This is a genomic window from Pseudomonas sp. S5F11 (assembly GCF_019641515.1).
GTDB lineage: Bacteria > Pseudomonadota > Gammaproteobacteria > Pseudomonadales > Pseudomonadaceae > Aquipseudomonas > Aquipseudomonas rhodesiae.
Genome location: NZ_JAIFJZ010000001.1, coordinates 3,538,240 through 3,563,165 on the forward strand (window position 1 = coordinate 3,538,240; position 24,926 = coordinate 3,563,165).

Here is a 24,926-nt window from a genome sequence, read left to right on the forward strand (position 1 = left end):
CTCTGAGGCAACAACCCCGCTGGCGAGGGCATTGCGCCCTCGCCAGCGGGTGGCTGGTTTACAGCTCGATGCGCTCAACCTTGCCTACCAGCAGCACGTAGGACAACGCCCCCAGCAACGCCAGCAGCGCGATGTAGGTGATCGCCGGCGCAAACGAATCGCCGCTGGCCAGGAAACCGATGACGATTGGCGTGGTAATCGCCGCCAGGTTGCCGATGAAGTTGAACACCCCGCCGGTCAGGCCCAACAAGCGCGCCGGGGCGAGGGTCGAGACCAGCGACCAGGTGATCGAAGCCAGCCCGTTGCCGAAGAACGCCACGGCCAGGAAGGCGATAACCAGCGGGGTCGATTCGACGAAGTTGGCGCCGATGATCGCCGTGGAGATCAGCAGGCCGCTGATGATCGGCAACTTGCGCGCAAAACCCACGCTCGCGCCGCGACGGATCAGCCAGTCGGAAAACAGCCCGGAACACAGCACCCCAACGAATGCCGCGAGAAACGGCAGCGACGCGAGCATGCCGGACTTAATGAAGTCCATGCCGCGGTACTTCACCAGATACGTCGGGAACCATGTCAGGAAGAACCACAGCGTGGAGTTCAGGCAGAACTGCCCGAGGTAGATCCCCCACAGTTTGCGCTTGCTCAGGACAATACCCAGGTCGACCCAGCTGAATGGCGTCTTGGTCTTGGCCGTTTGAGTGCTGAGGTCCACCAGCCCGCCACCGTCGCGGATCAGGTCGATTTCGGCCTGGTTGATACCTTTGAAATCACGCGGCTCGCGGTACACCGCGTACCAGATCGCCGCCCACAGAATGCCGACGCCACCGGTCACCACAAACACCATGTGCCAGCCATAGCGATGCTGCAGCCAGGCCAGGACCGGCGTCAGGAATGCCAGCCCGACAAATTGCCCGGAGGTGTAAAAGCCAATGGCGGTGGCGCGTTCACGCTCGGGAAACCAACTGGTGACCACGCGGCTATTGATCGGATAGGCCGGCGCTTCCAACGCACCGACTGCCATGCGCAAAACGAACAGCGCGATGAAGCTGGCGGCAAACCCCAGCATCACAGTAGCGATAGACCACAGCAGCAGGGCAGCGGTGTAGAGAATGCGCGGCGGCACCCGGTCCACCAGCCAGCCGCCGGGGATTTGCATGGCCGCGTAGGTCCAGCCGAAGGCCGAGAAAATCAGGCCGACGTGCACCGGGTCGATACCCAAGTCACTGGTCAGGGCCGGGGCTGCAATCGAGAGGTTGCTGCGGTCCAGGTAGTTGATCACCACGGTGATAAACAGCAGCACCATGATGAAGAAGCGCTTTCGGCTAGGCGTGACTAAAGGAGCCTGCCCGGTCAAGGATTCAGGTTGCATGGGGGTAGTCTCTTCTTATGTTTATTGAGGACAAGTCTTACTGAAGAAACCGGATTGAATGTGGAGGGGAGGTTGCCGCCGATAGCTGAGTGTCAGTCGACATCGTCAGTGGCAGGGCCATCGCAATCGGGGGCAAGCCCCCTCCCACATTTTTTAACCGGCGCTCTTCATTGGGTGATCACCACTCGGCGAAGCTGCCGTCGGCGTGGCGCCAGATCGGGTTGCGCCAGCGGTGGCCGATGGCCGCGCGCTCGATCACGTATTCCTCGTTGATCTCGATGCCCAGGCCCGGGCCGTTAGGGATCTTGACGAAGCCCTGCTCATAGTCGAACACGCCGGGGTCACGCACGTAGTCGAGCAAGTCGTTGCTCTCGTTGTAGTGGATCCCCAGGCTTTGCTCCTGGATAAACGCGTTGTAGCAGGCCGCATCCAGTTGCAGGCACGCCGCCAGCGCAATCGGGCCCAGCGGGCAGTGCAGGGCCAGCGCTACGTCATAGGCTTCGGCCATGTTGGCGATCTTGCGGGTTTCGGTGATGCCGCCGGCGTGGGAGGCGTCCGGCTGGATGATGTCGACATAACCTTCGCTGAGCACGCGCTTGAAATCCCAACGCGAGAACAGGCGCTCGCCCAGGGCGATCGGGGTGCTGGTCAACGGCGCCAGCTCCTTGAGCGCTTCGTAGTTTTCGCTGAGTACGGGCTCTTCGATAAACATCAGCTTGTACGGGTCCAGCTCTTTCATCAGCACCTTGGCCATCGGCTTGTGCACGCGGCCGTGGAAGTCGACGCCGATGCCGACGTTGGGGCCGACCGCATCACGCACCGCGGCGACGTTGGCCAGGGCCAGGTCGACTTTTTCGAAGCTGTCGAGGAATTGCAGCTCTTCGGTGCCGTTCATTTTCACCGCAGTGAAACCACGCGCCACGGCGTCTTTGGCCGCGCGGGCAGTATCAGCGGGGCGGTCGCCGCCGATCCATGAATACACGCGGATTTTGTCGCGCACCTGGCCGCCCAGCAGATCGCTGACGGAAACGCCGAGGGCCTTGCCTTTGATGTCCCACAGCGCCTGGTCGATACCGGCGAGGGCGCTCATGTGCACCGCGCCGCCACGGTAGAAACCGCCGCGGTAGAGCACGGTCCAGATGTCTTCGATGTTGCGTGGGTCTTTACCGATCAGGTAGTCGGACAGTTCTTCAACGGCAGCAGCCACGGTGTGGGCGCGGCCTTCGACCACAGGCTCACCCCAGCCGGTCACGCCCTGGTCGGTTTCGACCTTCAGGAAGCACCAGCGCGGCGGGACGATAAAGGTCGTCAGTTTGGTGATTTTCATCTGTTATCTCTCTTGTAGATGCAGCGCCAGGGGCGCGGAACTTGAATTCAGCTCAGGGCTTTCCAGGCGGCGACATAAGCCTGGGCGCGGCTCGCTACCTGATCCACTGTCATACCCGGTTTGAACAACCCGGAACCCAGCCCGAACCCCTTGGCGCCGGCGTCGGTGAACACCTGCATGTTGTCCGGGGTAATGCCGCCCACCGGCAGCAACAACGTGCCCGCCGGCAATACCGCCAACCACGCCTTGATCACCGGCGGGCCCATTTGCTCGGCCGGGAACAGCTTCAACACGTCGGCGCCTTCGGCCAGTGCGGCAAAGGCCTCGGTGGGCGTGGCCACGCCCGGCGACAGGTACAGGCCCGCCGCTTTGGCAGCGCGCAACACCTTGGCGTCACTGTGAGGCATGACGATCACTTGGCCACCGGCGGCTTTCACCTGCTCGACCTGCTCGGGCGTCAACACCGTGCCGGCACCGATCAGGCAATCGGCTGGCAAGCTGTCACGCAGGATGCGGATGCTGGTGTAAGGGTCCGGTGAATTAAGGGGTACTTCGATCACGCGAAAGCCGGCCTGGTACAGCACCTGGCCGACCGCCTGGGCTTCCTCCGGGCGCAGGCCACGCAGGATGGCGATCAAACCGTTTTGAGCGAGTGCTTGCTTGAGCATGTCAGGCCTCCGTTGCAGGTTGAGTGAGCCCGGCCGCCAGCGCCAATTGCCACAGGCCGCGCTCGGTGGCTTCTTCGGCCAGGCTGACATGGGCAAAGCCGCAGAGGGCGAGGGCGCGTTGGTAGCGCGCGCATAAAGGGCCGGCGCCGACCAGGATGATCGGGGTGTGCCGGGCGCGCTCAGGCAGACCGGCCAGCTCATGACCGATCATCAGACCGGACAGGTAGTCCGCTTGCTGATCGGGCGCGAGTTCGGCGGTCAAGCCCAGGGTGCGAGCGCTGAACAGCGTCGACAGCACGCCGCGCTGGCCATCCTGAGAGCGCGCCACTTGCACGCCGCGATCAAAGGCTTCGGCCTGGAAATGCTCGCAAGGCTGTTGCGTACGCCCCAGGATGCTGTGCTTGCTGAGGATCGCGAACACTTCACCGGTCATAAAGGTGTCGAAATGGGTGATGCAGCCACCGACCACTTCGACCCACTTGGAGTGGCTGCCCGGCAGGCCGATCAAGACTTCACCGCCGGCAGGCCGGTTGTGCAGCACGCCGAGCACCTGGGTTTCTTCGCCGCGCATTACGTTGGGCAAGCGGCCTTGCTCGATCACGCCGGGCACGATATGTACCGCCACGCCACGCAGGCTGCGTACGCTGTGCAAGGCTTTGCCGAGACTGGCGACGTCCACCGGCGTATTGCGGTATGCCGCTTCGCTCCAGCCCTGAGCGCTGCCCACCATGCCGCAGGCGATCACCGGCAGGTGTGGCTCGGCGTCGAGCCAATCCCCACACGCCGCGTCGAACGCCAACTCAAAACCATCGCTGCAGCGCACGCCGGCAATGTCGCGGGGTTCGCTGGGCAGATGCATGATGCCCGACGCCAGCGAGCGTTGTTCCAGCACCACGCCTGCGGGGCCGAGTTTGTAAGCACGAAGGGAGCTGGTCCCCCAGTCGAGCGCGATCAATTGCGCCTGCATCGCTTCACCTGAAATGTGTGGGTGCTGAAATAAGCAGATGGGCGACTATAAACCTATGCCGTGAAATATCTCAATATATAAATGGCTATCCCATATAGTGGGAGATAGGCAAGCAAAGTCCTACGTGTCATCGGGAATGTGCGGACTTGCGTCTTGCAAGAAGAGGTTAAAAAACCGACAGATCCAGCTCGCGCATCGCACCCATCCAGATCGCGTAGTCGGTGTGGTCCTTCAACTCATCGCCGGTATCGGGGTGCAAGAACACCACCAGCCCGTTTCGATGCAGCGCCAGCCACGGCAGCATGACGCCGATGTACTCAGCGTCGAAGGCCAGTTGGCAGCTCCAGTCCGGGTGCGGGCCTACGGGGCGCTCATGCACGCGGCCCATGCGTATCGGGAACAGCTTGGCCGCGTCCTCGCACAAGGCGCGCGCTTGTTCGAGCGTGCTGGAGTCAAAGTAGATATGAGCGTGATAACCCTTGATACGGTGCATGACCGGCTCCGATGGGGACGTGCGCCAGATGCTAGACCGCAATCGAGGGCAGGGCCAGTCCGGTCAGCGATTGCGCGCTGCTGGCTTGTTCGGCCACCAGCCAATCGACGAAGCGCTCCACCAGTTGCCCACGCCGTTTGCGCTGCGGTTGCACCACGTAATAGCCGAAGCGCGAGATCACCGTGTCGCTGAATGGCCGGCACAGCCAGTTCTGTTCCAGCAGGTTATCCACCAGATGACGCCAGCCAATGGCCACGCCTTGGCCGGCGATCGCCGCCTGGATCAGCAAGGTGTAATTGTCGAAGCGTAATTGGCCGGGGGGCGGTGCGGCGCTGAGGCCCAATTCGCGGAACACGCCGCTCCAATCGAACCACTGGCTGTTGTTTTCCTGGCGCAAGTGCAGAAGGGGGCAGTCGGGCAAGTCCTGCACGGTCAAGGCTTTGTCCTGGCCCTTGAGCCACTGCGGGCTGCACACCGGGAAAACCTCCTCGTTGAACAACCACAGACTGTCGCCCTGCTTGAACCGGCCATCGCCGAACAACACCGCCACGTCGATATCGCTGCGCAAGGTGGCGTGGTTGCGTTCGCTGGTCACCAGGCTTACATCCACCTGCGGGTTGGCCTGGTGGAATCGATGCAGGCGCGGCATCAGCCAGTAAGCGGCGAAAGCAAAGTCGGTGGCCACTTGCAGCACTTCGTGCTGGCTGTGCTGGGTGATCGTACTCAGGCCTTGGTTGATGGCCTGCAGGCCGCCTTGGACGTGTTCGAACAGCAGAGCGCCAGCGTCGGTCAGTTCAATGCCACGGTAGATGCGGTCGAACAGGCGAATCGCCAATTGTTCTTCCAGGCGCTTGATCTGCTGGCTGATGGCCGGCTGGGTGGTGCCCAGCTCCATCGCGGCGGCGGTAAAACTACGGTGGCGCGCGGCGGCTTCAAATGCGCGCAGCAGGTCCAGTGACAGATCTCCCAGGGCTTCATACATAAGCTGTGCTTATCCTAGACATTGCTTTTCATGGGCTTTACCCCATTTTTCACGGGCTGCATGCTCATTGGCATAAACACCGCCTATGGAATGCCGATAACCCATGAAGCGCAAGAACATTCTTTTCATCATGGCCGATCAAATGGCCGCGCCGCTGCTGCCGTTCTACGGTGCCTCGCCAATCAAGTTGCCCAGCCTCAGCCGTCTCGCCGCCCAGGGCGTGGTGTTCGACGCCGCTTATTGCAACAGCCCGCTGTGTGCGCCCTCGCGTTTCACCTTGGTCAGCGGCCAGTTGCCGAGCAAGATCGGCGCCTACGACAACGCAGCGGACTTCCCCGCCGATGTACCGACCTATGCCCACTACCTACGCCGCCTCGGCTACCGCACTGCGCTGTCGGGCAAGATGCACTTCTGCGGCCCCGACCAATTGCACGGCTACGAAGAACGCCTGACCAGCGACATCTACCCCGCCGACTATGGCTGGGCGGTGAACTGGGACGAGCCGGACGTGCGCCCCAGCTGGTATCACAACATGTCCTCAGTGCTGCAAGCCGGCCCATGCGTGCGTACCAACCAGCTGGATTTTGACGAAGAAGTGGTGTTCAAGGCCCAGCAATACCTGTTCGACCATATCCGCGAAGACGGCGACCAACCGTTCTGCCTTACCGTGTCGATGACCCATCCCCACGACCCGTACACCATTCCCAAGGCGTTCTGGGATTTGTACGACGACAGCGATATCCCCTTGCCCGCCACACCGGCCCAAGGCGACCTCGATCCCCATTCCCAACGCTTGCTCAAGGTCTATGACCTGTGGGACAAGCCGCTGCCTGTGGATAAGATCCGCGACGCCCGCCGCGCCTACTTCGGTGCGTGCAGTTACATCGACAGCAATGTCGGCAAACTTCTGCAAACCCTGGAAGACACCGGCTTGGCCGACGACACCCTGATCGTGTTCTCCGGCGACCACGGCGACATGCTCGGCGAGCGCGGCCTCTGGTACAAAATGCACTGGTTCGAGATGGCCGCCCGCGTGCCGCTGCTGGTATACGCGCCGGGGCAATTCGCGGCGGGCCGGGTGAGCGCTGCGGTGTCCACCGCCGACCTGCTGCCGACCCTGGTGGAACTGGCCGGTGGCGAACTGGACCCACGCCTGCCCCTGGACGGCCGCTCGCTGGTTCCGCATCTGCAAGGGCAGGGCGGCCATGACGAGGTATTCGGCGAGTACATGGCCGAAGGCACCATCAGCCCACTGATGATGATCCGCCGGGGCGCCTATAAATTCATCTACAGCGAGGACGACCCATGCCTGCTGTTCGATGTACACAACGACCCGCACGAGCGGGAAAACCTCAGCCAGTCACCGGAACACCGGCCACTGTTCGAGGCGTTTTTGCAGGAAGCGCGGGCTAAATGGGACATCCCGGCGATCCACCAGCAGGTGCTCGCCAGCCAACGCCGTCGTCGCCTGGTGTTCGAGGCGCTGACCCACGGCAAGCTGAAGAGCTGGGATCACCAGCCACTGGTCGACGCCAGTCAGCAGTACATGCGCAACCATATCGACCTCGACGACCTGGAGCGCAAGGCACGTTATCCACAACCCTGCCAACACCAATAAAACTGAGGGAAGGCCATGCAAAAGTTAACGGTAGTACTGAGCATCCTGGCGCTGACCAGCGCCAACGTGTACGCAGACACCAGTTGCGAGACGGTGAAGATGGCCGACCCAGGCTGGAGCGACATCGCCGCGACCAATGCCATCACCGGTTTTCTGCTGACGGGCATGGGCTACAAACCCAAGGTCGATACCCTGGCCGTGCCGATCACATTCGGCGGGCTCAAGGACGGCCAAGTGGATGTGTTTATGGGCAACTGGATGCCGGCACAGCAAGGCTTCTACGACAAATTCGTGGCCAATGGCGACGTAGTGCAACTGGCGAAAAATCTCGACGGCACCGAGTTCACCCTCGCCGTGCCGGACTACGTATGGGATGCCGGTGTGCACAACTTTGCTGACCTGAACAAATTTGCCGACAAGTTCGACAAGAAGATCTACGGCATCGGCTCCGGCGCACCGGCCAATATCTCGCTGCAAGAGATCATCAAGAAGAACGACTTCGACCTGGGCCAGTGGAAGCTGATCGAATCCAGCGAACAGGCGATGTTGGCCGAAGTGTCGCGAGCGGTGAAAAAACAGCGTTTCGTCACCTTCCTGGGCTGGACCCCGCACCCGATGAACGTGCAATTGAAAATGCACTACCTCAAGGGCGGCGAGAAGTACTTCGGTGACACCGGCAGCGTCTACACCCTGACACGCAAAGGTTATGCACAGGCCTGCCCGAACGTAGGAAAACTGCTGACCAACTTGAGTTTTACCCAAGAGATGGAGAACAGCATTATGGCCGAGGTCGCCAACAACAAAGTCAGCAATGCCGACGCGGCGAAGGCATGGATCAAGGCGAACCCAGCGGTGCTGGACAAGTGGCTCGACGGCGTAAAAACCCTGGACGGTCAAGAGGCATTGCCGGCGGTAAAAGCCAAACTCTAAAGGCTGACATTGTGGGAGGGCCCCCTCCCACAAACTTCGGTGTGTACTGATACCCTGATTCAAACCTTTTCAACCGAGTTATAAATGCCCCGGCTCAACCGCCACACTCTCTTGCCTTTCCTCAGTTGGCTGCCGCGCCAGACCCGCGCCAGCGTGGGCCGCGATGCAATAGTCGGCCTCAGCGGCGCGGTGTTGGCGTTGCCGCAGTCGATTGCCTACGCGCTGATCGCCGGCCTCCCACCGGAATACGGGCTGTACGCCGCGATCATCCCGGTGCTGATCGCCTGCCTGTGGGGTTCGTCGTGGCACTTGATCTGCGGCCCGACCGCCGCGATTTCCATCGTGCTCTACGCCAGTGTCAGCCCTCTGGCCGTGCCCGGATCGCAGGACTACATCACCTTGATCCTGTTGCTCACCTGTATAGCCGGCGTTTTCCAGTGGTTGCTGGGCATGCTGCGCTTCGGCGCGCTGGTCAATTTCGTCTCCCATTCGGTGGTGCTGGGGTTCACCCTGGGCGCCGCGGTGGTGATCGCGCTGGGGCAACTGCCCAATTTGCTGGGGCTGGATTTGCCCAGCCAGGCCACGGCGATTAACAGCCTGCTGGCGCTGATCGAGCACCGCGGCGAATGGGACCACGCCTCGCTCGCTCTGGGCCTCGGCACATTGCTGGCGGGGGCGCTGCTCAAATACTGGAAACCGCGATGGCCGACGCTGTTGATCGCCCTGGCCCTCAGTAGCCTGGTGGCCTGGCTGTGGCCGGCGATGTTCGGGCAGGTGGCGCGGGTCAGTTCATTCGTGGGCAAATTGCCGCCGTTCAGCCCGTTGCCGATGGACCTGGACACGATTCTGCGCCTGCTCCCCAGCGCCGTGGCCGTGGGCATGCTGGGGCTGGTGACCAGCCTGTCGATTGCGCGCTCGCTGTCGGCCCGCTCGCAACAGCTGCTCGATGCGAATCAGGAAATTCGCGCGCAGGGACTCTCCAACATCATCGGCGGATTTTTCTCCGGATACCTGTCAGCCGGGTCCTTTACCCGTTCCGGGCTCAGTTATGAAGCCGGCGCCTGCTCACCGCTGGCTGGGGTGTTTTCCGCGTTATGGGTGGCACTGTTCGCGCTGTTTGGCGCGGCATTGATCTCACAAATCCCGATCCCGAGCATGGCCGCCAGCATCCTCCTGATCAGTTGGGGCCTGGTGGATCACCGCGGTATTCGCGCATTGTTCCGGGTCAGCCGCGCCGAATTTGCGGTGATGGGCCTGACCTGCGTGGCCACCTTGCTGCTGGAGCTGCAAACGGCGATTTATGCAGGCGTGCTGGCCTCGTTGTTTTTCTATCTCAAGCGCACCTCGCAGCCCCGCGTCCACCATTGGCGCGACGGTGACGAGGATGTGCTGCGCGTCGGCGGCTCGATCTTTTTCGGCGCCAGCCACTACCTGCAAGCGCGCTTGCAACGCTTACAGGGCGAACGCGTGGTCATCGAGGCGCAGCAGATCAACTTTATCGACTATTCCGGGGTAGAGATGCTGCACCAGGAAGCGCGGCGTTTACGCAGGTTGGGGCGCAGCCTGACGTTGCGTCGGGCCAGGCCGCAGGTGGTCGAGGAACTGAAGAAGCTGGAAGGGGCCGACCGCTGCCCCATCCATTTCGAAGACTGACCAGAGGGGCGTCAGGCCAACTGTCGACGCAACTCAGCCAGCACCGGGGCAGATGACGGGCGCACGTCACGCCACAGGAAGAACGCTTCGGCCGCCTGTTCCACCAGCATGCCCAAGCCATCCATCGAGACGGCGGCGCCGTGCTGCGTGGCCCAGCGGCAGAAGGGGGTAGGGTCCTTGGCGTACATCATGTCGTAGCAAAAAGTCCTACCCGGTTCGATCAGGCTGCTGGCAATCGGCGGTACATCGCCTGACAAGCTGGCGGAGGTGGCGTTGATAATGACGTCCACTGGCTCACGCAGCCAATCAAAACCACTGGCCGACACTGGGCCCAGGTCATCGAACAACTCGGCGAGCAATTCGGCTTTTTCCACTGTGCGGTTGGCGATGATCAGCGAAGCCGGGTGTTCGGCCAACAACGGTTCCAGCGCCCCACGCACCGCGCCGCCGGCGCCCAGCAGCAGGATGCGTTTACCGTTGAGGCTCAACCCGGCATTGACCGTCAGGTCACGCACCAGCCCGGCGCCGTCGGTGTTATCGCCCAGCAGGGTGCCATTGGCGAGTTTGCTCAAGGTGTTCACCGCACCGGCGCGCTTGGCGCGTTCGGTGAGGGTGTCGGCCAGGCGATAAGCGTCTTCCTTGAACGGCACGGTGACATTGGCGCCACGGCCCTGTTGAAAAAACTCACGGGCACAGCCGGTAAAGTCCTCCAGCGGTGCAAGCAACGTGCTGTAGTCCAACTGTTCGCCAGTCTGCTCGGCGAACATCCGGTGAATCAGCGGCGATTTGCTGTGGCCGATGGGGTTGCCGAAGACGACGTAGCGATCCATCAGTTCGCCGCCTTGGGGGCCGCGATGCCGAGCCAGTCGCGGTCCTGCAGGAAGTAATCGGTCAGACGCGCTTCTTCGCTGCCGGCCTCGGCTTTCCAGTCATAGCTCCAGCGCACCTGCGGCGGCAGCGACATCAGGATCGACTCGGTACGGCCACCCGATTGCAGGCCAAACAAGGTGCCGCGGTCGTAGACCAGGTTGAACTCGACGTAGCGGCCACGACGGAACTCCTGGAACTCGCGTTGTTGCTCGGTATAAGCCATGGCCTTGCGGCGCTGCACGATCGGTAGGTAGGCGTCGATATAGGCGTCGCCGATGGCGCGAATAAAGGCGAAACAGGTGTCGAAGCCCCACTCGTTCAAGTCATCGAAGAACAGGCCGCCGATGCCACGCGGTTCGTTGCGGTGCTTGATGTGGAAGTAGGTGTCGCACCAGGCTTTGTAACGCGCGTAGACGTCGGGGCCGAACGGCGCACACGCCTGCTCGGCCACACGGTGCCAGTGGATGCAGTCTTCTTCGTTGGCGTAGTAAGGGGTGAGGTCGAAGCCGCCGCCAAACCACCACACCGCTTCTTCGCCTTCTTTTTCGGCGATGAAAAAACGCACGTTGGCGTGGGACGTCGGCACATAGGGGTTGTGCGGGTGAATCACCAGTGACACGCCCAGCGCTTCAAACCCGCGACCGGCCAACTCTGGGCGATGGGCGCTGGCGGACGGTGGGAGGCCGCTGCCGAACACGTGGGAAAAGTTAACGCCGCCTTTTTCGATCACCGTCCCGTTCGCGATCACACGGGTGCGACCGCCGCCGCCGGCAGGCCGGGTCCAGGCGTCTTCGATAAAGCGAGTGTCCGTCTCGAAGGTTTCCAGGGCGCTGCAAATGCGGTCTTGCAGGTCAAGCAGGTAGGCCTTTACAGCCTCGGTGCGGGTAGTCATGGCATCACCTTGAATCGGGCAAAGCTACGCGAGGCCATCAGGCGTCGGCGGCAAATGGGCGCACAGGATACCACCGCGCTTAATGAGCACTGCACTTAGGTGCGCCGCAGTTGACGAAGATCAAGCATAGGAGTCCGATAGGGGCCTTCGTGAAAACGACCCAAGGAGAAGTGCAGATGGCCAAGCGTATCCAGTTCAGTGCCCATGGCGGCCCCGAAGTACTTGAATATGTGGACTACACGCCGGCGGAACCGAGCCCACAGCAGGTTCGCGTACGTAATGAGGCGATAGGCCTGAACTTCATCGACACCTATTTCCGCAGCGGCCTCTACGCACCGCCATCCCTGCCATCGGGGCTGGGCGCAGAAGGGGCCGGCGTGGTGGATGCAGTGGGCAGCGAGGTCACGCAATTCAAGGTCGGCGATCGCGTCGCCTACGGCAGCGGCCCGTTGGGCGCCTATAGCCAGTTGCATGTGCTGCCTGCCGCCAACTTGGTGCACTTGCCCGACGACATCAGCTTCGAACAAGCCGCCGGGGCCATGCTCAAGGGTCTGACGGTGCAGTACCTGCTGCGCCAGACCTATGAATTGAAGGGTGGTGAAACCATCCTGTTCCATGCCGCCGCCGGTGGCGTGGGCTCGCTGGCCTGCCAATGGGCCAAGGCCCTGGGCGTTAAGTTGATCGGTACGGTAAGTTCGCCGGAGAAAGCCGCATTGGCCAAATCCCTCGGCGCGTGGGAAACCATCGACTACAGCAAGGAAGATGTCGCACAGCGAGTGCTGGAATTGACCGACGGCAAAAAAGTCCCGGTGGTGTATGACGGCGTCGGCAAGGACACCTGGCTGACCTCGCTGGACAGCGCCGCGCCACGCGGGCTGGTGGTGAGCTTCGGCAACGCATCGGGCGCGGTGGATGGGGTAAACCTGGGGATTCTGGCGGCGAAAGGTTCGCTGTATGTCACCCGGCCAACCCTGGCGACCTACGCCAACAATCCACAAAACTTGCAGGCAATGGCTGACGATCTGTTCTCGATGATCCAAAGCGGCAAGGTACGCATCGATATCAACCAGCGATATGCGCTGGCCGAGGCGGCCAAGGCGCAGACCGAGCTGTCGGGACGGCGTACAACGGGGTCGACCATCCTGTTACCTTGACGGGCTGAGGTGCCTGGGCTGGTTGGCCTGCTTAACAGGCCAACCGAAACCAGCGCCTTCGCCCCAGGGTAGGTGCGAGGATCAAGACGGGCGGACCACCTTGCCCGTCGCCAGGTCGCGAATCAGGCTCGGGTTCTTGCGCCCGCCCAGGGCACCACCCAACACCAGGTCTAGCTGGCCACGGAAGTACTGCTCCACGCGGATCCGCGTTCGTGCTGCCGGGCGGCCCTGGGGGTTGGCGGAGGTGGAAATCAGCGGCCCCACCAGTGCGCACAAGTCCCGTACCAGCGGATGATCGCTTACCCGCAACGCTACCGTGTCGTGCACGCCGGTGACCCATTCCGGCAACAGATTCTGATGCGGCACCAGCCAGGTATTGGGCCCGGGCCAGGTACTGGCCATGCGCTCGATCCAGGCCTGCGGGAAGTCTTCGAACAGAAAATCGAACTGGCGGATATTGTCCGCCACCAGGATCAGGCCTTTGTCCACCGAACGATTCTTGATCGCCAGCAGCCGATCCACCGCCTCTTCGTTCCAAGGGTCGCAGCCCAGGCCCCAGACCGCCTCGGTCGGATAGGCAATCACCGCGCCTGCGCGAACCTCTTGTGCGGCTTTCAGCACACGCCACCTGTTGACCATGGTTTAACTCTCCGGACTAAAGCTGTGCGCAGTTTACCCATCTTCTTTGCAAAACCTAGCAGCACAAAAACCTAGCCACGCGCGAGCCAGCGCCCGCTCTCGCAGATGACCTGGCCTTCCAGCTCCAGCTCGGTGAGCGTCGCCAGCACTTGGGATAATGTGCGCCCGCTGGCAATGGCCAACCCCTCGCTGGTCTGGGGAGCAGCGTGCAGCAGTGCGACCAGCGGATGAGTAACCGGGATCGGCGCCGGCTGTGATAACGCCTGCCAACCACGCAACCCTTCCAGAATATGCTCGATGGTTTCCACCAGCACCGCACCCTCGCGGATCAACTGATGGCAGCCCTTGGCGCCAGGGTGATGAATAGAGCCAGGGATTGCGTACACCTCACGGCCCTGCTCGGCCGCCAGTTTGGCCGTAATCAGCGAACCGCTGGCCATGCTGGCTTCCACCACCAGTACGCCCAGGGACAGCCCGCTGATGATCCGGTTACGCCGTGGAAAGTTGGCAGCCTGGGGCGCGGCATCCAGCGGAAACTCAGAAACCACCGCGCTGCCTTGAGCAATCATCGCCGCGGCAAGGCGCCGATGACGTTGTGGATAAAAATTTTCCAGTCCCGTGCCCAGCACGCCGATTGTCTGACCGCCCACCTCCAGCGCAGCCTGATGCGCCGCGCCGTCGATACCCAACGCCAAGCCACTGGTGATGACAAACCCGGCACCCGCCAGGCTGCGGGAAAACGCAGCGGCGGTGTCCATACCTGGGCGGGATGCGCGACGACTGCCGACCACCGCCAACTGCGGTTTTTCCAGAATGCCAGGGTCGCCGGCAATGAATAACAACGGCGGTGCATCATCGATCTGAGCCAACAGTGCCGGGTATTCAGGCTGATCCCACATCAACAAATGCTGGGCCGGATGCTCAAGCCACGCCAATGCCGCGCTGGCACCGTCGCGGATTTCCTGGCTTCGCCGTGCCTCGGCGCTGATGGCCGGCAAGCCCAGAGATCGCCAGGCACTGGCAGGGGCGCTGATGGCTTTGGAGGCGCAACCGAACGCCTCAATCAACAAACGAAAACGCTTCGGCCCCAGCTCTGGCAGCCTGTGCAACCGTAGGCGGGCCTCCAGTTCTGATGGGGAAATTTCGTCGCTGTTTATTGGATTCATCTGATCATCCTTGACCGGAACAAGCTGTGGATAAGTCTGTTGGTAACTTATTTAGCAGGCTACTTATTGGGTTTGACGGGCAGTCTCGAAACGGTCCATCACCGCCAATGATTGTGAAGCGCTGAGCACCAGGCCAAAGCTGAGCTTTTCATAGGTGCGAAACACCAGCAGGGTGCCGGCGGGCTCATCGGGAAGCGTTACCGGGGAGTCATTCAGGGAGTCCCTGACGGTGGCACCGGCTTTGATGACGGTCAGCAACTGGCCTTCGACCAAGCCATCGCGACGACCTTTGTCCAGAGTGACGGCGTCGAGTACCCCAATCTGGGTGACGCCTCGGGGGACATCGATGATGCGCCCTTCGATAAACGCCGCATTCAGCGGCACTTTGAGCCTTGCCAGGTCCATCGCAGGCTCGGCACGCAGCAAGCGATCACCGGGGCGTACCTCTTGGGTCACCCGTTGCAGCACCAGGGTGCTCAGATCACCAGCGTAGATAAAGCGAGCAGTGCCGATATCGTCGGCATTGACGCCCAGCAATTCATGGGTGGCAGGGTCGGTGTAAAGCTTGCCGCGCCGCACCACGGCGTAGGCGGGCTGGGCGGGATCCAAAACGCCACGGGCATGCACACGCTCACCGTTGGTGCCCATGACCCGACCGTTGTCGGCCGCGATAATGTAAGGCGCTGTGTCCAGATCCTCGGGTTTATCCAGAATGCGGTTATGCAGCAGGAAGCGTTGGATGGCCTGTTGCGTCGATGGATCGAGAGGCTGGTCTGGCCGCGGCGAGAACGCCATGGCAAACGGCGCCCACAGCAGCAAGACGAGTAGCGATTTCCTCATGGGGTCAATCTCCTTTATTATGTGCGTTCGCGTGAAATGCCTTGGCCTTCGCGGCTTTCGAGCGCTTCACACCGGCCGTATGGGTCCATCCCACCGCCGATTTGCCTTTACCTCACATGTGCAGCAATTACGCTTATGGCTATTTTGAACATCCTCGAATTTCCCGACTCGCGCCTGCGCACGATCGCCAAACCGGTGGCCGTAGTGGACGACAAGGTTCGTCAGTTGGTCGATGACATGTTTGAAACAATGTATGAAGCCCCGGGCATCGGCCTCGCCGCGACCCAGGTCAACGTGCATCAGCGCGTCGTGGTCATGGACCTGTCGGAAGATCGCAGCGAACCACGGGTGTTCATCAACCCCGAATTCGAACCGCTGACCGACGAGATGGGCGAATACCAGGAAGGCTGCCTGTCGGTGCCGGAGTTCTACGAGAACGTCGAGCGCCCGTTGCGCGTGAAAATTAAGGCTCTGGACCGTGATGGCAAGCCCTATGAACTGATCGCCGACGGCCTGCTTGCGGTATGTATCCAGCACGAGTGCGACCACCTCAACGGCAAACTGTTTGTCGATTACCTGTCCACGCTTAAGCGTGACCGGATCAAGAAGAAGCTGGAAAAAAAGCATCGCCAGCAAGCTTGATGCCCCTCTTCCAAAGGCTTGCTGCGGCAAGCCTTTTTCTTTTGTGACTGTTTTTAACCGAGAACGCCCATGACCGAGCCACTGCGCATTGTTTTTGCCGGTACACCCGAATTTGCCGCCGAACACCTCAAGGCGCTGCTCGCCAGCCCCTATGAGGTGGTCGCGGTGTACACCCAGCCGGATCGCCCGGCCGGGCGTGGGCAAAAACTGATGCCGAGCCCGGTCAAGCAACTGGCGCTGGAACACAACATCCCAGTGCTGCAGCCGCCGACCCTGCGCAACGCCGAGGCCCAGGCCGAATTGGCCGCGTTGCAACCGGACCTGCTGGTGGTGGTGGCCTACGGTCTGATCCTGCCTCAGGCCGTCCTGGATATCCCACGCCTGGGCTGCATCAACAGCCACGCCTCGCTATTGCCGCGCTGGCGCGGTGCGGCGCCGATCCAGCGTGCCGTCGAGGCCGGCGACAGCGAAAGCGGCGTGACCGTGATGCGCATGGAAGCAGGCCTGGACACCGGCCCGATGCTGCTGAAAGTCACCACCCCAATCACCGCCGAAGACACCGGCGGCAGCCTGCACGACCGCCTCGCCGAGCTGGGCCCGCCGGCCGTGATCCAGGCCATCGCCGGCCTGGCTGCCGGTACCCTGGAAGGCGAAGTGCAGGACGACAGCCTGGCCACTTACGCACACAAATTGAACAAAGACGAAGCACGCATCGACTGGCGCCGCCCGGCCGTGGAGCTGGAGCGCCTCGTGCGGGCCTTCAACCCCTGGCCGATCTGCCACAGCGCCCTCAATGGCGAAGCCCTGAAAGTGCTGGCCGCTACCTTGGCCGACGGCACCGGCGCGCCCGGTGAGATCATCGGCGCCAGCAAGGACGGCCTGCTGGTGGCCTGCGGCGAACAGGCGCTATGCCTGACTCGTCTGCAATTGCCCGGTGGCAAAGCGCTGAATTTCAGCGATTTGTTCAACAGCCGACGTGAGAAGTTTTCCCTGGGTACCGTCCTCGGGGCAGCCGTCCAATGAACCCTCGTCTGGCCGCCGCCAAGGCACTCGCCGCCGTTCTCAACGGCAAGGCATCGCTCAACAGTTCGCTGCCCACACAGTTGGATAAGGTTGAAGATCGCGATCGCGGTTTCACTCAGGACCTGGCCTTCGGCACAGCCCGCTGGCAACCACGTTTGTCGGCGTTGGCAGCCAAGCTGTTGCAAAAGCCGTTCAAGGCGGCGGATGCGGATGTCGAAGCGCTGCTTTTGGTGGGCCTCTATCAACTGCTCTACACCCGGGTGCCGGCCCACGCCGCCATCGGAGAAACCGTCGGCTGTGCCGACAAACTGAAAAAGCCCTGGGCCAAGGCCCTGCTCAACGCCGTGCTGCGCCGCGCCCAGCGTGAAAGCGAAGCGCTGCTGGCCGAGCTTGAACATGACCCGGTGGTGCGTACCGCGCACCCACGTTGGTTGCAGAAATCCCTGAAAGCTTTTTGGCCGCAGCAGTGGGAAGCCATCTGCGCAGCCAACAATGCGCACCCGCCGATGATCCTGCGAGTCAATCGCCGCCATCATCAGCGCGACGCCTACCTGAAACTGCTCAGCGATGCCGGTCTCAGCGCCACGCCATGCGCCTACAGCGTCGACGGCATCGTGCTCGAAGCCGCCACCGATGTGCGCAGCCTGCCGGGGTTTGCCGAGGGTTGGATCAGCGTGCAGGACGAAGCCGCACAGCTGGCCGCCGACCTGCTTGATCTGGCGCCAGGCCAACGTGTGCTGGATGCCTGCTGCGCGCCGGGCGGTAAGACGTGTCACATTCTGGAAGTGGAAAAAGACCTGGCGCAGGTAGTCGCCGTCGACTTGGAAGCCAAGCGCCTGGTGCGTGTACGGGAAAACCTTGCGCGCCTGGGCCTGAGCGCCGAACTGATTGCCGCCGACGGTCGCGACACCGCCACTTGGTGGGACGGCAAACCTTTCCAGCGCATTCTGCTCGATGCGCCATGCTCTGCCACCGGCGTGATCCGCCGCCACCCGGACATCAAACTCACCCGCCAAGCCGATGACATCGCCGCCCTCGCCGCGCTGCAAGGGGAGTTGCTCGATGCCCTGTGGCCAACCCTGGAAGTCGGCGGCATTCTGCTCTACGCCACTTGCTCCACTTTACCCACCGAGAACACCGAGGTCATTGAAGCCTTTCTCGCGCGCACCAGCGGGGCGCGGGAGCTGGACCTCGCCACCGCGGCCGGTATCAAACAGCCCCATGGCCGCCAACTGCTTGCGCAGGAAGGCGGGCACGATGGCTTCTACTACGCCAAACTGATCAAGATCGCCGCCGCGCGCGGCTAAAGGCTTTGAGGGAGTGACCGGATGAAAATCATCATCCTAGGCGCAGGGCAGGTCGGTGGCACGTTGGCTGAACATTTGGCCAGCGAAGCCAATGACATCACCGTGGTGGACACCGACGCCGAGCGTCTGCGGAATTTGGGTGACCGCCTGGATATCCGAACCGTACAAGGCCGCGCCTCGTTTCCTACCGTACTGCGCCAAGCCGGTGCCGACGACGCCGACATGCTGGTCGCCGTGACCAATAGCGACGAAACCAACATGGTCGCCTGCCAGGTCGCCCACACGTTGTTTCACACGCCGACCAAGATCGCCCGGGTGCGTGAGGCCGCCTACCTGACCCGCGCAGGGCTGTTCGATAACGATGCGATCCCGGTGGATGTCTTGATCAGCCCGGAGCAGGTGGTTACCCACTACATCAAGCGCCTGATCGAGATCCCCGGCGCCTTGCAGGTGATCGACTTCGCCGAAGGCAAAGCGCAGCTGGTAGCGGTGAAGGCCTATTACGGCGGGCCTTTGGTGGGCCAGCAGTTGCGCCAATTGCGCGAACATATGCCGAACGTCGAAACCCGCGTGGCGGCGATTTTCCGTCGTGATCGGCCGATCCTGCCCCAGGGCGACACGGTGATCGAAGCCGACGACGAAGTGTTTTTCATCGCCGCCAAAGCGAATATTCGCGCAGTCATGAGCGAAATGCGCCGTCTGGACGAAACCTACAAGCGCATCGTCATCGCTGGCGGCGGGCAAATCGGTGAGCGTTTGGCAGAGGCCATCGAAAGCCGCTACCAAGTCAAGATCATCGAGATGAGCCCTGCACGCTGCAGGCATTTATCCGACACCTTGGACAGTACGGTCGTACTCCAAGGCAGCGCTTCGGACCGCGACCTGCTGGTGGAAGAGAACATCGCCGACGCCGATATTTTCCTGGCGCTGACCAACGATGACGAGGCCAACATCATGTCGTCCCTGCTGGCCAAGCGCCTGGGGGCAAAAAAGGTGATGACCATCATCAACAATCCGGCCTATGTGGACCTGATCCAGGGTGGCGATATCGACATCGCCATCAGCCCGCAACTGGCGACCATCGGCACTTTGCTCGCCCATGTGCGCCGTGGCGATATCGTCAGCGTGCACTCCCTGCGCCGGGGCGCGGCGGAAGCGATTGAGGCGATTGCCCACGGCGATTCGAAGTCGAGCAAGGTCATCGGCAAGGCCATTCGCGACATTGGCCTGCCGCCGGGCACCACCATTGGCGCGATCATTCGCGATGAAGAGGTGATCATTGCCCACGACGACACGGTGATCGCCACTGGTGACCACGTCATCCTTTTCCTTGTGGATAAGAAACATATCCGTGACGTGGAGAAACTGTTCCACGTGGGGCTGAGCTTTTTCTGATTTAGGAGTACGCCGGCATGCTTGAACCCCTAGAGAAAATGCTCGCCAAGGGTGTGGATAACTCGCTGCTGCGCTTTGGCCTGGGCAAGGGTTATTTGGATTTGAAGGACAACGCCAAGGCAGCGGAGCATTTGCAGCGGTGCGTCGGCTTTGATCCGAAATATTCGGCGGCGTGGAAGTTGTTAGGCAAGGCGCAATTGGGCCTGGGCGATAACACCGCAGCACGACAGGCGTGGGAGAAGGGCGTCGAAGCGGCCCAGGCCCACGGCGACAAGCAGGCCGAGAAAGAGATGATGGTGTTCCTGAAGAAACTCGACCGCTGAACCCGAGCAGATCGAAAATGTAGGAGGGGCGGTGCGACGATTCGACTTGCCCCCTCCCACATTTGGTTTGCCGTTGTTTTTCGGTCAGCAGTGGGTCAGTACCACCGTGCTTCACCCGGCGGACGTTTCTTGAAGCGCTTCATGCTCCACATGTACTGGCTCGGGTAGGCGCCGACGTAACGTTCCACCACCTTGCTCATCGCCGCGCAGGACGTGGCGGTGTCGGTGCTGTACATGTCTTCCGGCGCCGCTTCCAGGATCACTTTGTAGCCCGAACCGTCCGGCAAGCGCAGGGCATGCAGGAACACGCCCACAGCCTTGTGGCCGGCGAGCATGTTGGGCACGAATTTGCTGGTGAGGGCTTGGGTGGCGAAGAACGGTACGAAGATTCCCGCGGACTCCGCCGGCTCCGGGTCGGCGGGAATACCCACCTGGCCACCTTTGCGCACTTCCTTGATCACACTCAGGATGCCTTCCTTGGTGGACGCAGCTACGCGGTTGCCCAGTTGCACCCGCTGCTTGCGCAGCAATTCGTCCACCGCCTTGAGCTTGGGCGGGCGGTAGAAAATGATCGGTTTGCACTGGCTGCAATAGAAGTGGTTCAACACCTCCCAGTTGCCCAGATGACTGGTGATGCCCACCACGCCTTTACCCGACGCCAGAGCCTCGTGCAGGACTTCCAGTCCTTCGACTTCACGCACAAGGTCAATGGAGCGCTGGGCCGGCCAGATCCAGGCGCAGGCGCTTTCGGTCAGGGACTTGCCGATGTCCATCAGACTGCGGCCGACTAGCCGCTCGCGCTCGGCGGGGTCCATGTCCGGAAAGCATTTGGAGAGGTTGATCCGCACCGTGTCGCGAGAGCGGTTGGGGGTTTTCCACATGACCCAGCCAATCGCGGTACCGACGGCCTGGACAGCACGCCAGGGCAGTAGGGCGAACAACCGGAGAGCGCCTACCAGCAAGGCGCCTTTAAACTTTTCCACAGGTCACTCCTGATCGTGTGCGGTGCGCAAAGCGCGCATTCTAACCGGCGTTGACCAACTGCGCGTAACGGTCGCAATCCTGAGTGTGATCCATGACCATGCCCGAGGCCTGCATAAAGGCGTAGCAAATGGTCGGACCGACAAAGGTGAAACCGGCTTTTTTCAAGGCTTTGCTCATCGCCTCGGCCTCTGGCGTGATCGCCGGAACCTCACTGCGATCCTTGAAGTGATTGATCTTGGGCACGCCACCGACGAAAGACCATAGCAAGCCCACCGGGTCTTCCAGCGCCAGCCAGGCAGCCGCATTGCGGCGGGTGGCGTTGAGCTTCAAGCGATTGCGCACGATGCCTGGGTCCTGCATCAACGCTTCGATTTCATCATCGCTCAAGCGCGCCAGGCGCTGGGCATCGAAGCCGAACAACACCTTTCGATAATGCTCGCGTTTGCGTAAAACGGTGATCCAGGACAGGCCCGCCTGGAACCCTTCGAGCAATAACAACTCGAACAAACCCTGCGCATCGCGCAGCGGCGTTCCCCACTCTTGATCGTGATAAGCCATGTACAGCGGATCTTCAGAACACCAAAAGCAGCGTGGCATAAGGCTCCAGGGGATGGTGGCGCGGCCGAATCGGGTATACTCCCGCTCTTTAAATCGCAGCCCAAGTAACAGGTGAATTTCGTGAGCCAGCCTACGCCAGCCGTGCGTACCTTCCAAGACTTGATCCTCGCCCTCCAGCAATACTGGGCCGAGCAAGGTTGTGTGGTACTTCAGCCCTACGATATGGAAGTAGGCGCCGGCACTTTCCACACCGCAACATTCCTGCGGGCCATCGGCCCGGAAACCTGGAACGCCGCTTATGTGCAGCCCAGTCGCCGCCCGACTGACGGCCGCTACGGCGAAAACCCGAACCGTCTGCAGCACTACTACCAGTTCCAGGTGGTATTGAAGCCCAACCCGGACAATTTCCAGGAACTGTACCTGGGCTCGCTCAAGCATGTGGGCCTGGACCCTCTGGTACACGACATCCGTTTCGTCGAAGACAACTGGGAATCGCCGACCCTGGGCGCCTGGGGTCTGGGCTGGGAGGTCTGGCTCAACGGTATGGAAGTGACGCAATTCACGTACTTCCAGCAGGCCGGCGGCATCGAGTGCTACCCGGTGACCGGCGAAATCACCTACGGCCTGGAACGCCTGGCGATGTACCTGCAAGGTGTGGACTCGGTCTACGACCTGGTATGGGCTGACGGCCCGTTCGGCAAAGTCACCTATGGCGACGTGTTCCACCAGAACGAAGTGGAGCAGTCGACCTATAACTTCGAACACGCCAATGTCGAAAAGCTGTTCGAACTGTTCGATTTCTATGAAAGCGAAGCCAAGCGCCTGATCGAGTTGGATCAGCCGCTGCCGTTGCCGAGCTATGAAATGGTGTTGAAGGCTTCCCATACCTTCAACCTGCTGGACGCCCGCCGCGCCATCTCGGTGACCGCGCGTCAGCAATACATCCTGCGTGTACGCACCCTGGCGCGTTCCGTCGCCCAAGCCTACCTGCTGGCACGCGCCAAGCTGGGCTTCCCGATGGCAACCCCGGACCTGCGTGATGAAGTGTTGGCTAAGCTGGAGGCTGCACAATGAGTGCTCAAGATTTCCTGGTTGAACTGGGCACCGAAGAGCTGCCACCCAAGGCACTCAATACCCTGGCCGATGCGTTCCTGGCCGGGATCGAAAAAGGCCTGCAGACCGCAGGTTTGAAGTTTGAAGCGAAAAAAGTCTACGCCGCGCCGCGCCGCCTGGCGGTGTTGCTGACCGCGCTGGAAACCCAACAGCCGGACCGCAGCATCAACCTCGACGGCCCGCCGCGCCAGGCCGCGTTCGACGCCGAAGGTAACCCGACCCAGGCCGCCCTTGGCTTTGCCAAAAAATGTGGCGTCGAGCTGAGCGACATCGATCAAAGCGGTCCGAAACTGCGCTTTAGCCAGGTGATTACCGGCAAGCCGACCGCCAGCCTGTTGCCGACCATTGTCGAAGACTCCCTGAACGACCTGCCGATTCCCAAGCGCATGCGCTGGGGCGCGCGCAAGGAAGAGTTCGTGCGTCCGACCCAGTGGCTGGTGATGCTGCTCGGTGACCAGGTCATCGACTGCACTATCCTCGCCCAGAAAGCCGGCCGCGACTCCCGCGGTCACCGTTTCCATCATCCGCAAGGCGTGCGCATCACCTCGCCGGCCAATTACCTCAGTGACCTGCGCGGCGCTTACGTATTGGCCGATGCCAATGAACGTCGTGAACTGATCAGCAAGCGCACCGAAGAGCTGGCCCGCCTGCAGGAAGGCACCGCCATCGTGCCGCCGAACCTGCTCGACGAAGTAACCGCGCTGGTTGAATGGCCGGTGCCGTTGGTGTGCTCGTTCGAAGAGCGCTTCCTCGACGTGCCGCAGGAAGCCCTGATCACCACAATGCAGGACAACCAGAAGTATTTCTGCCTGCTGGACATGGATGGCAAGTTACTGCCGCGCTTTATCACCGTGGCCAACATCGAGAGCAAGGACCCGCAGCAGATCATCGCCGGTAACGAGAAAGTCGTTCGCCCGCGCCTGACCGACGCCGAGTTCTTCTTCAAGCAAGACAAGAAGCAGAAGCTGGAAGACTTCAACCTGCGCCTGCAGAACGTGGTGTTCCAGGAAAAACTCGGCAGTGTCTATGACAAGGCCGTCCGGGTTTCGAAACTGGCCGCTTACATTGCACCGCGCATTGGCGGTGATGCCGCCTGGGCCGCGCGTGCGGGCTTGCTGTCCAAGTGCGACCTGGCCACCGAGATGGTCGGTGAGTTCCCCGAGATGCAAGGCGTCGCCGGTTACTACTACGCCCTCAACGACGGCGAGCCGAACGACGTGGCTTTGGCGCTGAACGAGCAGTACATGCCGCGCGGTGCCGGCGCCGAGTTGCCCTCCACCCTGACCGGCGCGGCCGTGGCCATCGCCGATAAGCTGGACACCCTGGTCGGCATCTTCGGTATCGGCATGCTGCCGACCGGTAGCAAAGACCCCTATGCCCTGCGCCGTGCGGCCTTGGGCGTGCTGCGCATTCTGATCGACAAAAAGCTCGACCTCGACCTGACCCAGGCCGTGGTGTTCGCAGTCGGCCAGTTCGGCGGCAAGGTCAAGCAGGCCGGCCTGGCTGAGCAGGTGCTGGAATTCGTGTTCGACCGTCTGCGTGCGCGTTACGAAGACGAGGGCGTGGACGTGTCGGTATACCTGTCGGTTCGCGCTCTGCAACCGGGTTCGGCACTGGACTTCGACCAGCGCGTACAAGCCGTGCAGGCGTTCCGTAAGTTGCCGGAAGCCGATGCGCTGGCGGCCGTGAACAAGCGTGTGTCGAACCTGCTGAGCAAGGCCGAAGGCCTGGGCAATGCCGACGTCGACCCTGGCCTGTTTGCCGATGCCAAGGAGTTCTCGCTGAACTCGGCCATCGCCAAGGCCGAGAATGCGGTGAAACCGCTGATTGCAGAACGCAATTACGCCGAAGCCCTGGCGCGCCTGGCTACCTTGCGTGAGCCGGTGGATGCGTTCTTCGAAGCGGTGATGATCAATGCCGAAGATGCTGGTGTGCGGAAAAACCGCTACGCCATGCTCGCGCGTCTGCGCGGCTTGTTCGTCAATATCGCCGATATTTCGACCCTGAGCTGAC

At 61.7% G+C, this 24,926-nt stretch carries 24 protein-coding genes; 11 read left to right on the forward strand and 13 right to left on the reverse strand.

Annotation, left to right across the window (positions count from 1 at the left end; translation table 11 throughout):
• Nucleotides 1–58 precede the first annotated feature (58 nt).
• From K1567_RS15910 to K1567_RS15935, 6 genes are all read right to left on the reverse strand, one after another.
• A complete protein-coding gene (locus tag K1567_RS15910; protein ID WP_040266541.1) occupies nt 59–1,369 on the reverse strand; it encodes an MFS transporter in 1,311 nt (436 codons plus the stop codon).
• A gap of 178 nt (nt 1,370–1,547) precedes the next feature.
• Nucleotides 1,548–2,696, reverse strand: a complete 1,149-nt coding sequence (gene dgoD, locus K1567_RS15915; RefSeq protein WP_034111103.1) for a galactonate dehydratase — start codon at nt 2,694–2,696, stop codon at nt 1,548–1,550.
• Nucleotides 2,697–2,743: 47 nt separating this feature from the next.
• A complete protein-coding gene (locus K1567_RS15920) occupies nt 2,744–3,364 on the reverse strand; it encodes a 2-dehydro-3-deoxy-6-phosphogalactonate aldolase (RefSeq protein WP_034101657.1) in 621 nt (206 codons plus the stop codon).
• A gap of 1 nt (nt 3,365) precedes the next feature.
• Nucleotides 3,366–4,331, reverse strand: coding sequence for a 2-dehydro-3-deoxygalactonokinase (locus K1567_RS15925; RefSeq protein WP_034101655.1), 966 nt, complete (start codon nt 4,329–4,331; stop codon nt 3,366–3,368).
• A 166-nt stretch (nt 4,332–4,497) separates the two neighbouring features.
• The gene (locus K1567_RS15930; RefSeq protein WP_034101654.1) at nt 4,498–4,824 is read right to left on the reverse strand and encodes a DOPA 4,5-dioxygenase family protein; all 327 of its coding nucleotides are present in this window, start codon (nt 4,822–4,824) and stop codon (nt 4,498–4,500) included.
• Nucleotides 4,825–4,855: 31 nt separating this feature from the next.
• On the reverse strand, nt 4,856–5,806 hold the full coding sequence (locus K1567_RS15935) for a choline sulfate utilization transcriptional regulator (RefSeq protein ID WP_034111097.1): 951 nt from the start codon (nt 5,804–5,806) through the stop codon (nt 4,856–4,858).
• 103 nt (nt 5,807–5,909) lie between these two features.
• Between K1567_RS15935 and betC the strand changes: the two genes are divergently transcribed.
• The 3 genes from betC to K1567_RS15950 all read left to right on the forward strand — a co-directional run bounded on the left by betC (nt 5,910) and on the right by K1567_RS15950 (nt 10,007).
• Nucleotides 5,910–7,424: a choline-sulfatase gene (gene betC, locus K1567_RS15940; protein WP_220698636.1), complete on the forward strand. Its 1,515-nt coding sequence runs from the start codon at nt 5,910–5,912 to the stop codon at nt 7,422–7,424.
• Nucleotides 7,425–7,439: 15 nt separating this feature from the next.
• Nucleotides 7,440–8,354, forward strand: coding sequence for a choline ABC transporter substrate-binding protein (gene choX, locus K1567_RS15945; protein ID WP_034101651.1), 915 nt, complete (start codon nt 7,440–7,442; stop codon nt 8,352–8,354).
• Between the two features lie 84 nt (nt 8,355–8,438).
• Nucleotides 8,439–10,007 carry a SulP family inorganic anion transporter gene (locus K1567_RS15950; RefSeq protein WP_034111093.1) on the forward strand — a complete coding sequence of 523 codons (1,569 nt, stop codon included), beginning with the start codon at nt 8,439–8,441 and terminating at the stop codon, nt 10,005–10,007.
• Nucleotides 10,008–10,018: 11 nt separating this feature from the next.
• On the opposite strand, the gene aroE is transcribed toward K1567_RS15950, so the two are convergent.
• Both aroE and hemF read right to left on the reverse strand, forming a co-directional pair.
• Entirely contained in the window at nt 10,019–10,837 is an 819-nt protein-coding gene (aroE, locus tag K1567_RS15955; RefSeq protein ID WP_034111091.1) for a shikimate dehydrogenase, read from the reverse strand.
• Nucleotides 10,837–11,769, reverse strand: coding sequence for an oxygen-dependent coproporphyrinogen oxidase (gene hemF / locus K1567_RS15960; protein WP_034101647.1), 933 nt, complete (start codon nt 11,767–11,769; stop codon nt 10,837–10,839). The genes aroE and hemF overlap by 1 nt, the downstream gene beginning before the upstream one ends.
• A 176-nt stretch (nt 11,770–11,945) precedes the next feature.
• Between hemF and K1567_RS15965 the strand changes: the two genes are divergently transcribed.
• A complete protein-coding gene (locus tag K1567_RS15965) occupies nt 11,946–12,923 on the forward strand; it encodes a quinone oxidoreductase (RefSeq protein ID WP_220698637.1) in 978 nt (325 codons plus the stop codon).
• Nucleotides 12,924–13,004: 81 nt separating this feature from the next.
• Here the strand turns inward: K1567_RS15965 and K1567_RS15970 are convergent, their stop codons facing one another.
• From K1567_RS15970 to K1567_RS15980, 3 genes are all read right to left on the reverse strand, one after another.
• Nucleotides 13,005–13,562: an L-threonylcarbamoyladenylate synthase gene (locus K1567_RS15970; RefSeq protein ID WP_034101645.1), complete on the reverse strand. Its 558-nt coding sequence runs from the start codon at nt 13,560–13,562 to the stop codon at nt 13,005–13,007.
• Between the two features lie 71 nt (nt 13,563–13,633).
• Nucleotides 13,634–14,728 (reverse strand): DNA-processing protein DprA, encoded by a 1,095-nt coding sequence (gene dprA / locus K1567_RS15975; RefSeq protein ID WP_220698638.1) that lies wholly within the window; start codon nt 14,726–14,728, stop codon nt 13,634–13,636.
• A gap of 63 nt (nt 14,729–14,791) precedes the next feature.
• Nucleotides 14,792–15,568 carry a peptidoglycan-binding protein gene (locus K1567_RS15980; protein ID WP_220698639.1) on the reverse strand — a complete coding sequence of 259 codons (777 nt, stop codon included), beginning with the start codon at nt 15,566–15,568 and terminating at the stop codon, nt 14,792–14,794.
• 135 nt (nt 15,569–15,703) lie between these two features.
• Between K1567_RS15980 and def the strand changes: the two genes are divergently transcribed.
• The 5 genes from def to K1567_RS16005 all read left to right on the forward strand — a co-directional run bounded on the left by def (nt 15,704) and on the right by K1567_RS16005 (nt 20,258).
• Nucleotides 15,704–16,210 (forward strand): peptide deformylase, encoded by a 507-nt coding sequence (def, locus tag K1567_RS15985; RefSeq protein ID WP_034101640.1) that lies wholly within the window; start codon nt 15,704–15,706, stop codon nt 16,208–16,210.
• Between the two features lie 69 nt (nt 16,211–16,279).
• Nucleotides 16,280–17,233 carry a methionyl-tRNA formyltransferase gene (gene fmt, locus K1567_RS15990; protein ID WP_034101638.1) on the forward strand — a complete coding sequence of 318 codons (954 nt, stop codon included), beginning with the start codon at nt 16,280–16,282 and terminating at the stop codon, nt 17,231–17,233.
• On the forward strand, nt 17,230–18,540 hold the full coding sequence (gene rsmB, locus K1567_RS15995; protein WP_034101636.1) for a 16S rRNA (cytosine(967)-C(5))-methyltransferase RsmB: 1,311 nt from the start codon (nt 17,230–17,232) through the stop codon (nt 18,538–18,540). The genes fmt and rsmB overlap by 4 nt, the downstream gene beginning before the upstream one ends.
• Nucleotides 18,541–18,561: 21 nt before the next feature.
• The gene (gene trkA / locus K1567_RS16000; protein WP_034101634.1) at nt 18,562–19,935 is read left to right on the forward strand and encodes a Trk system potassium transporter TrkA; all 1,374 of its coding nucleotides are present in this window, start codon (nt 18,562–18,564) and stop codon (nt 19,933–19,935) included.
• A 17-nt stretch (nt 19,936–19,952) separates the two neighbouring features.
• A complete protein-coding gene (locus K1567_RS16005; RefSeq protein WP_034111087.1) occupies nt 19,953–20,258 on the forward strand; it encodes a tetratricopeptide repeat protein in 306 nt (101 codons plus the stop codon).
• Nucleotides 20,259–20,353: 95 nt separating this feature from the next.
• Here K1567_RS16005 and K1567_RS16010 read toward each other — a convergent pair whose 3' ends face one another.
• On the reverse strand, nt 20,354–21,241 hold the full coding sequence (locus tag K1567_RS16010) for a lysophospholipid acyltransferase (RefSeq protein WP_034101631.1): 888 nt from the start codon (nt 21,239–21,241) through the stop codon (nt 20,354–20,356).
• A gap of 40 nt (nt 21,242–21,281) precedes the next feature.
• Nucleotides 21,282–21,839, reverse strand: a complete 558-nt coding sequence (locus K1567_RS16015; RefSeq protein WP_034111085.1) for a DNA-3-methyladenine glycosylase I — start codon at nt 21,837–21,839, stop codon at nt 21,282–21,284.
• Nucleotides 21,840–21,920: 81 nt separating this feature from the next.
• On the opposite strand from K1567_RS16015, the gene glyQ reads away from it, so the two are divergent.
• Nucleotides 21,921–22,874 (forward strand): glycine--tRNA ligase subunit alpha, encoded by a 954-nt coding sequence (gene glyQ / locus K1567_RS16020; protein ID WP_003213601.1) that lies wholly within the window; start codon nt 21,921–21,923, stop codon nt 22,872–22,874.
• On the forward strand, nt 22,871–24,925 hold the full coding sequence (glyS, locus tag K1567_RS16025) for a glycine--tRNA ligase subunit beta (RefSeq protein ID WP_034111082.1): 2,055 nt from the start codon (nt 22,871–22,873) through the stop codon (nt 24,923–24,925). Before glyQ ends, glyS begins: the two co-directional genes overlap by 4 nt.
• Nucleotide 24,926: the final 1 nt, after the last annotated feature.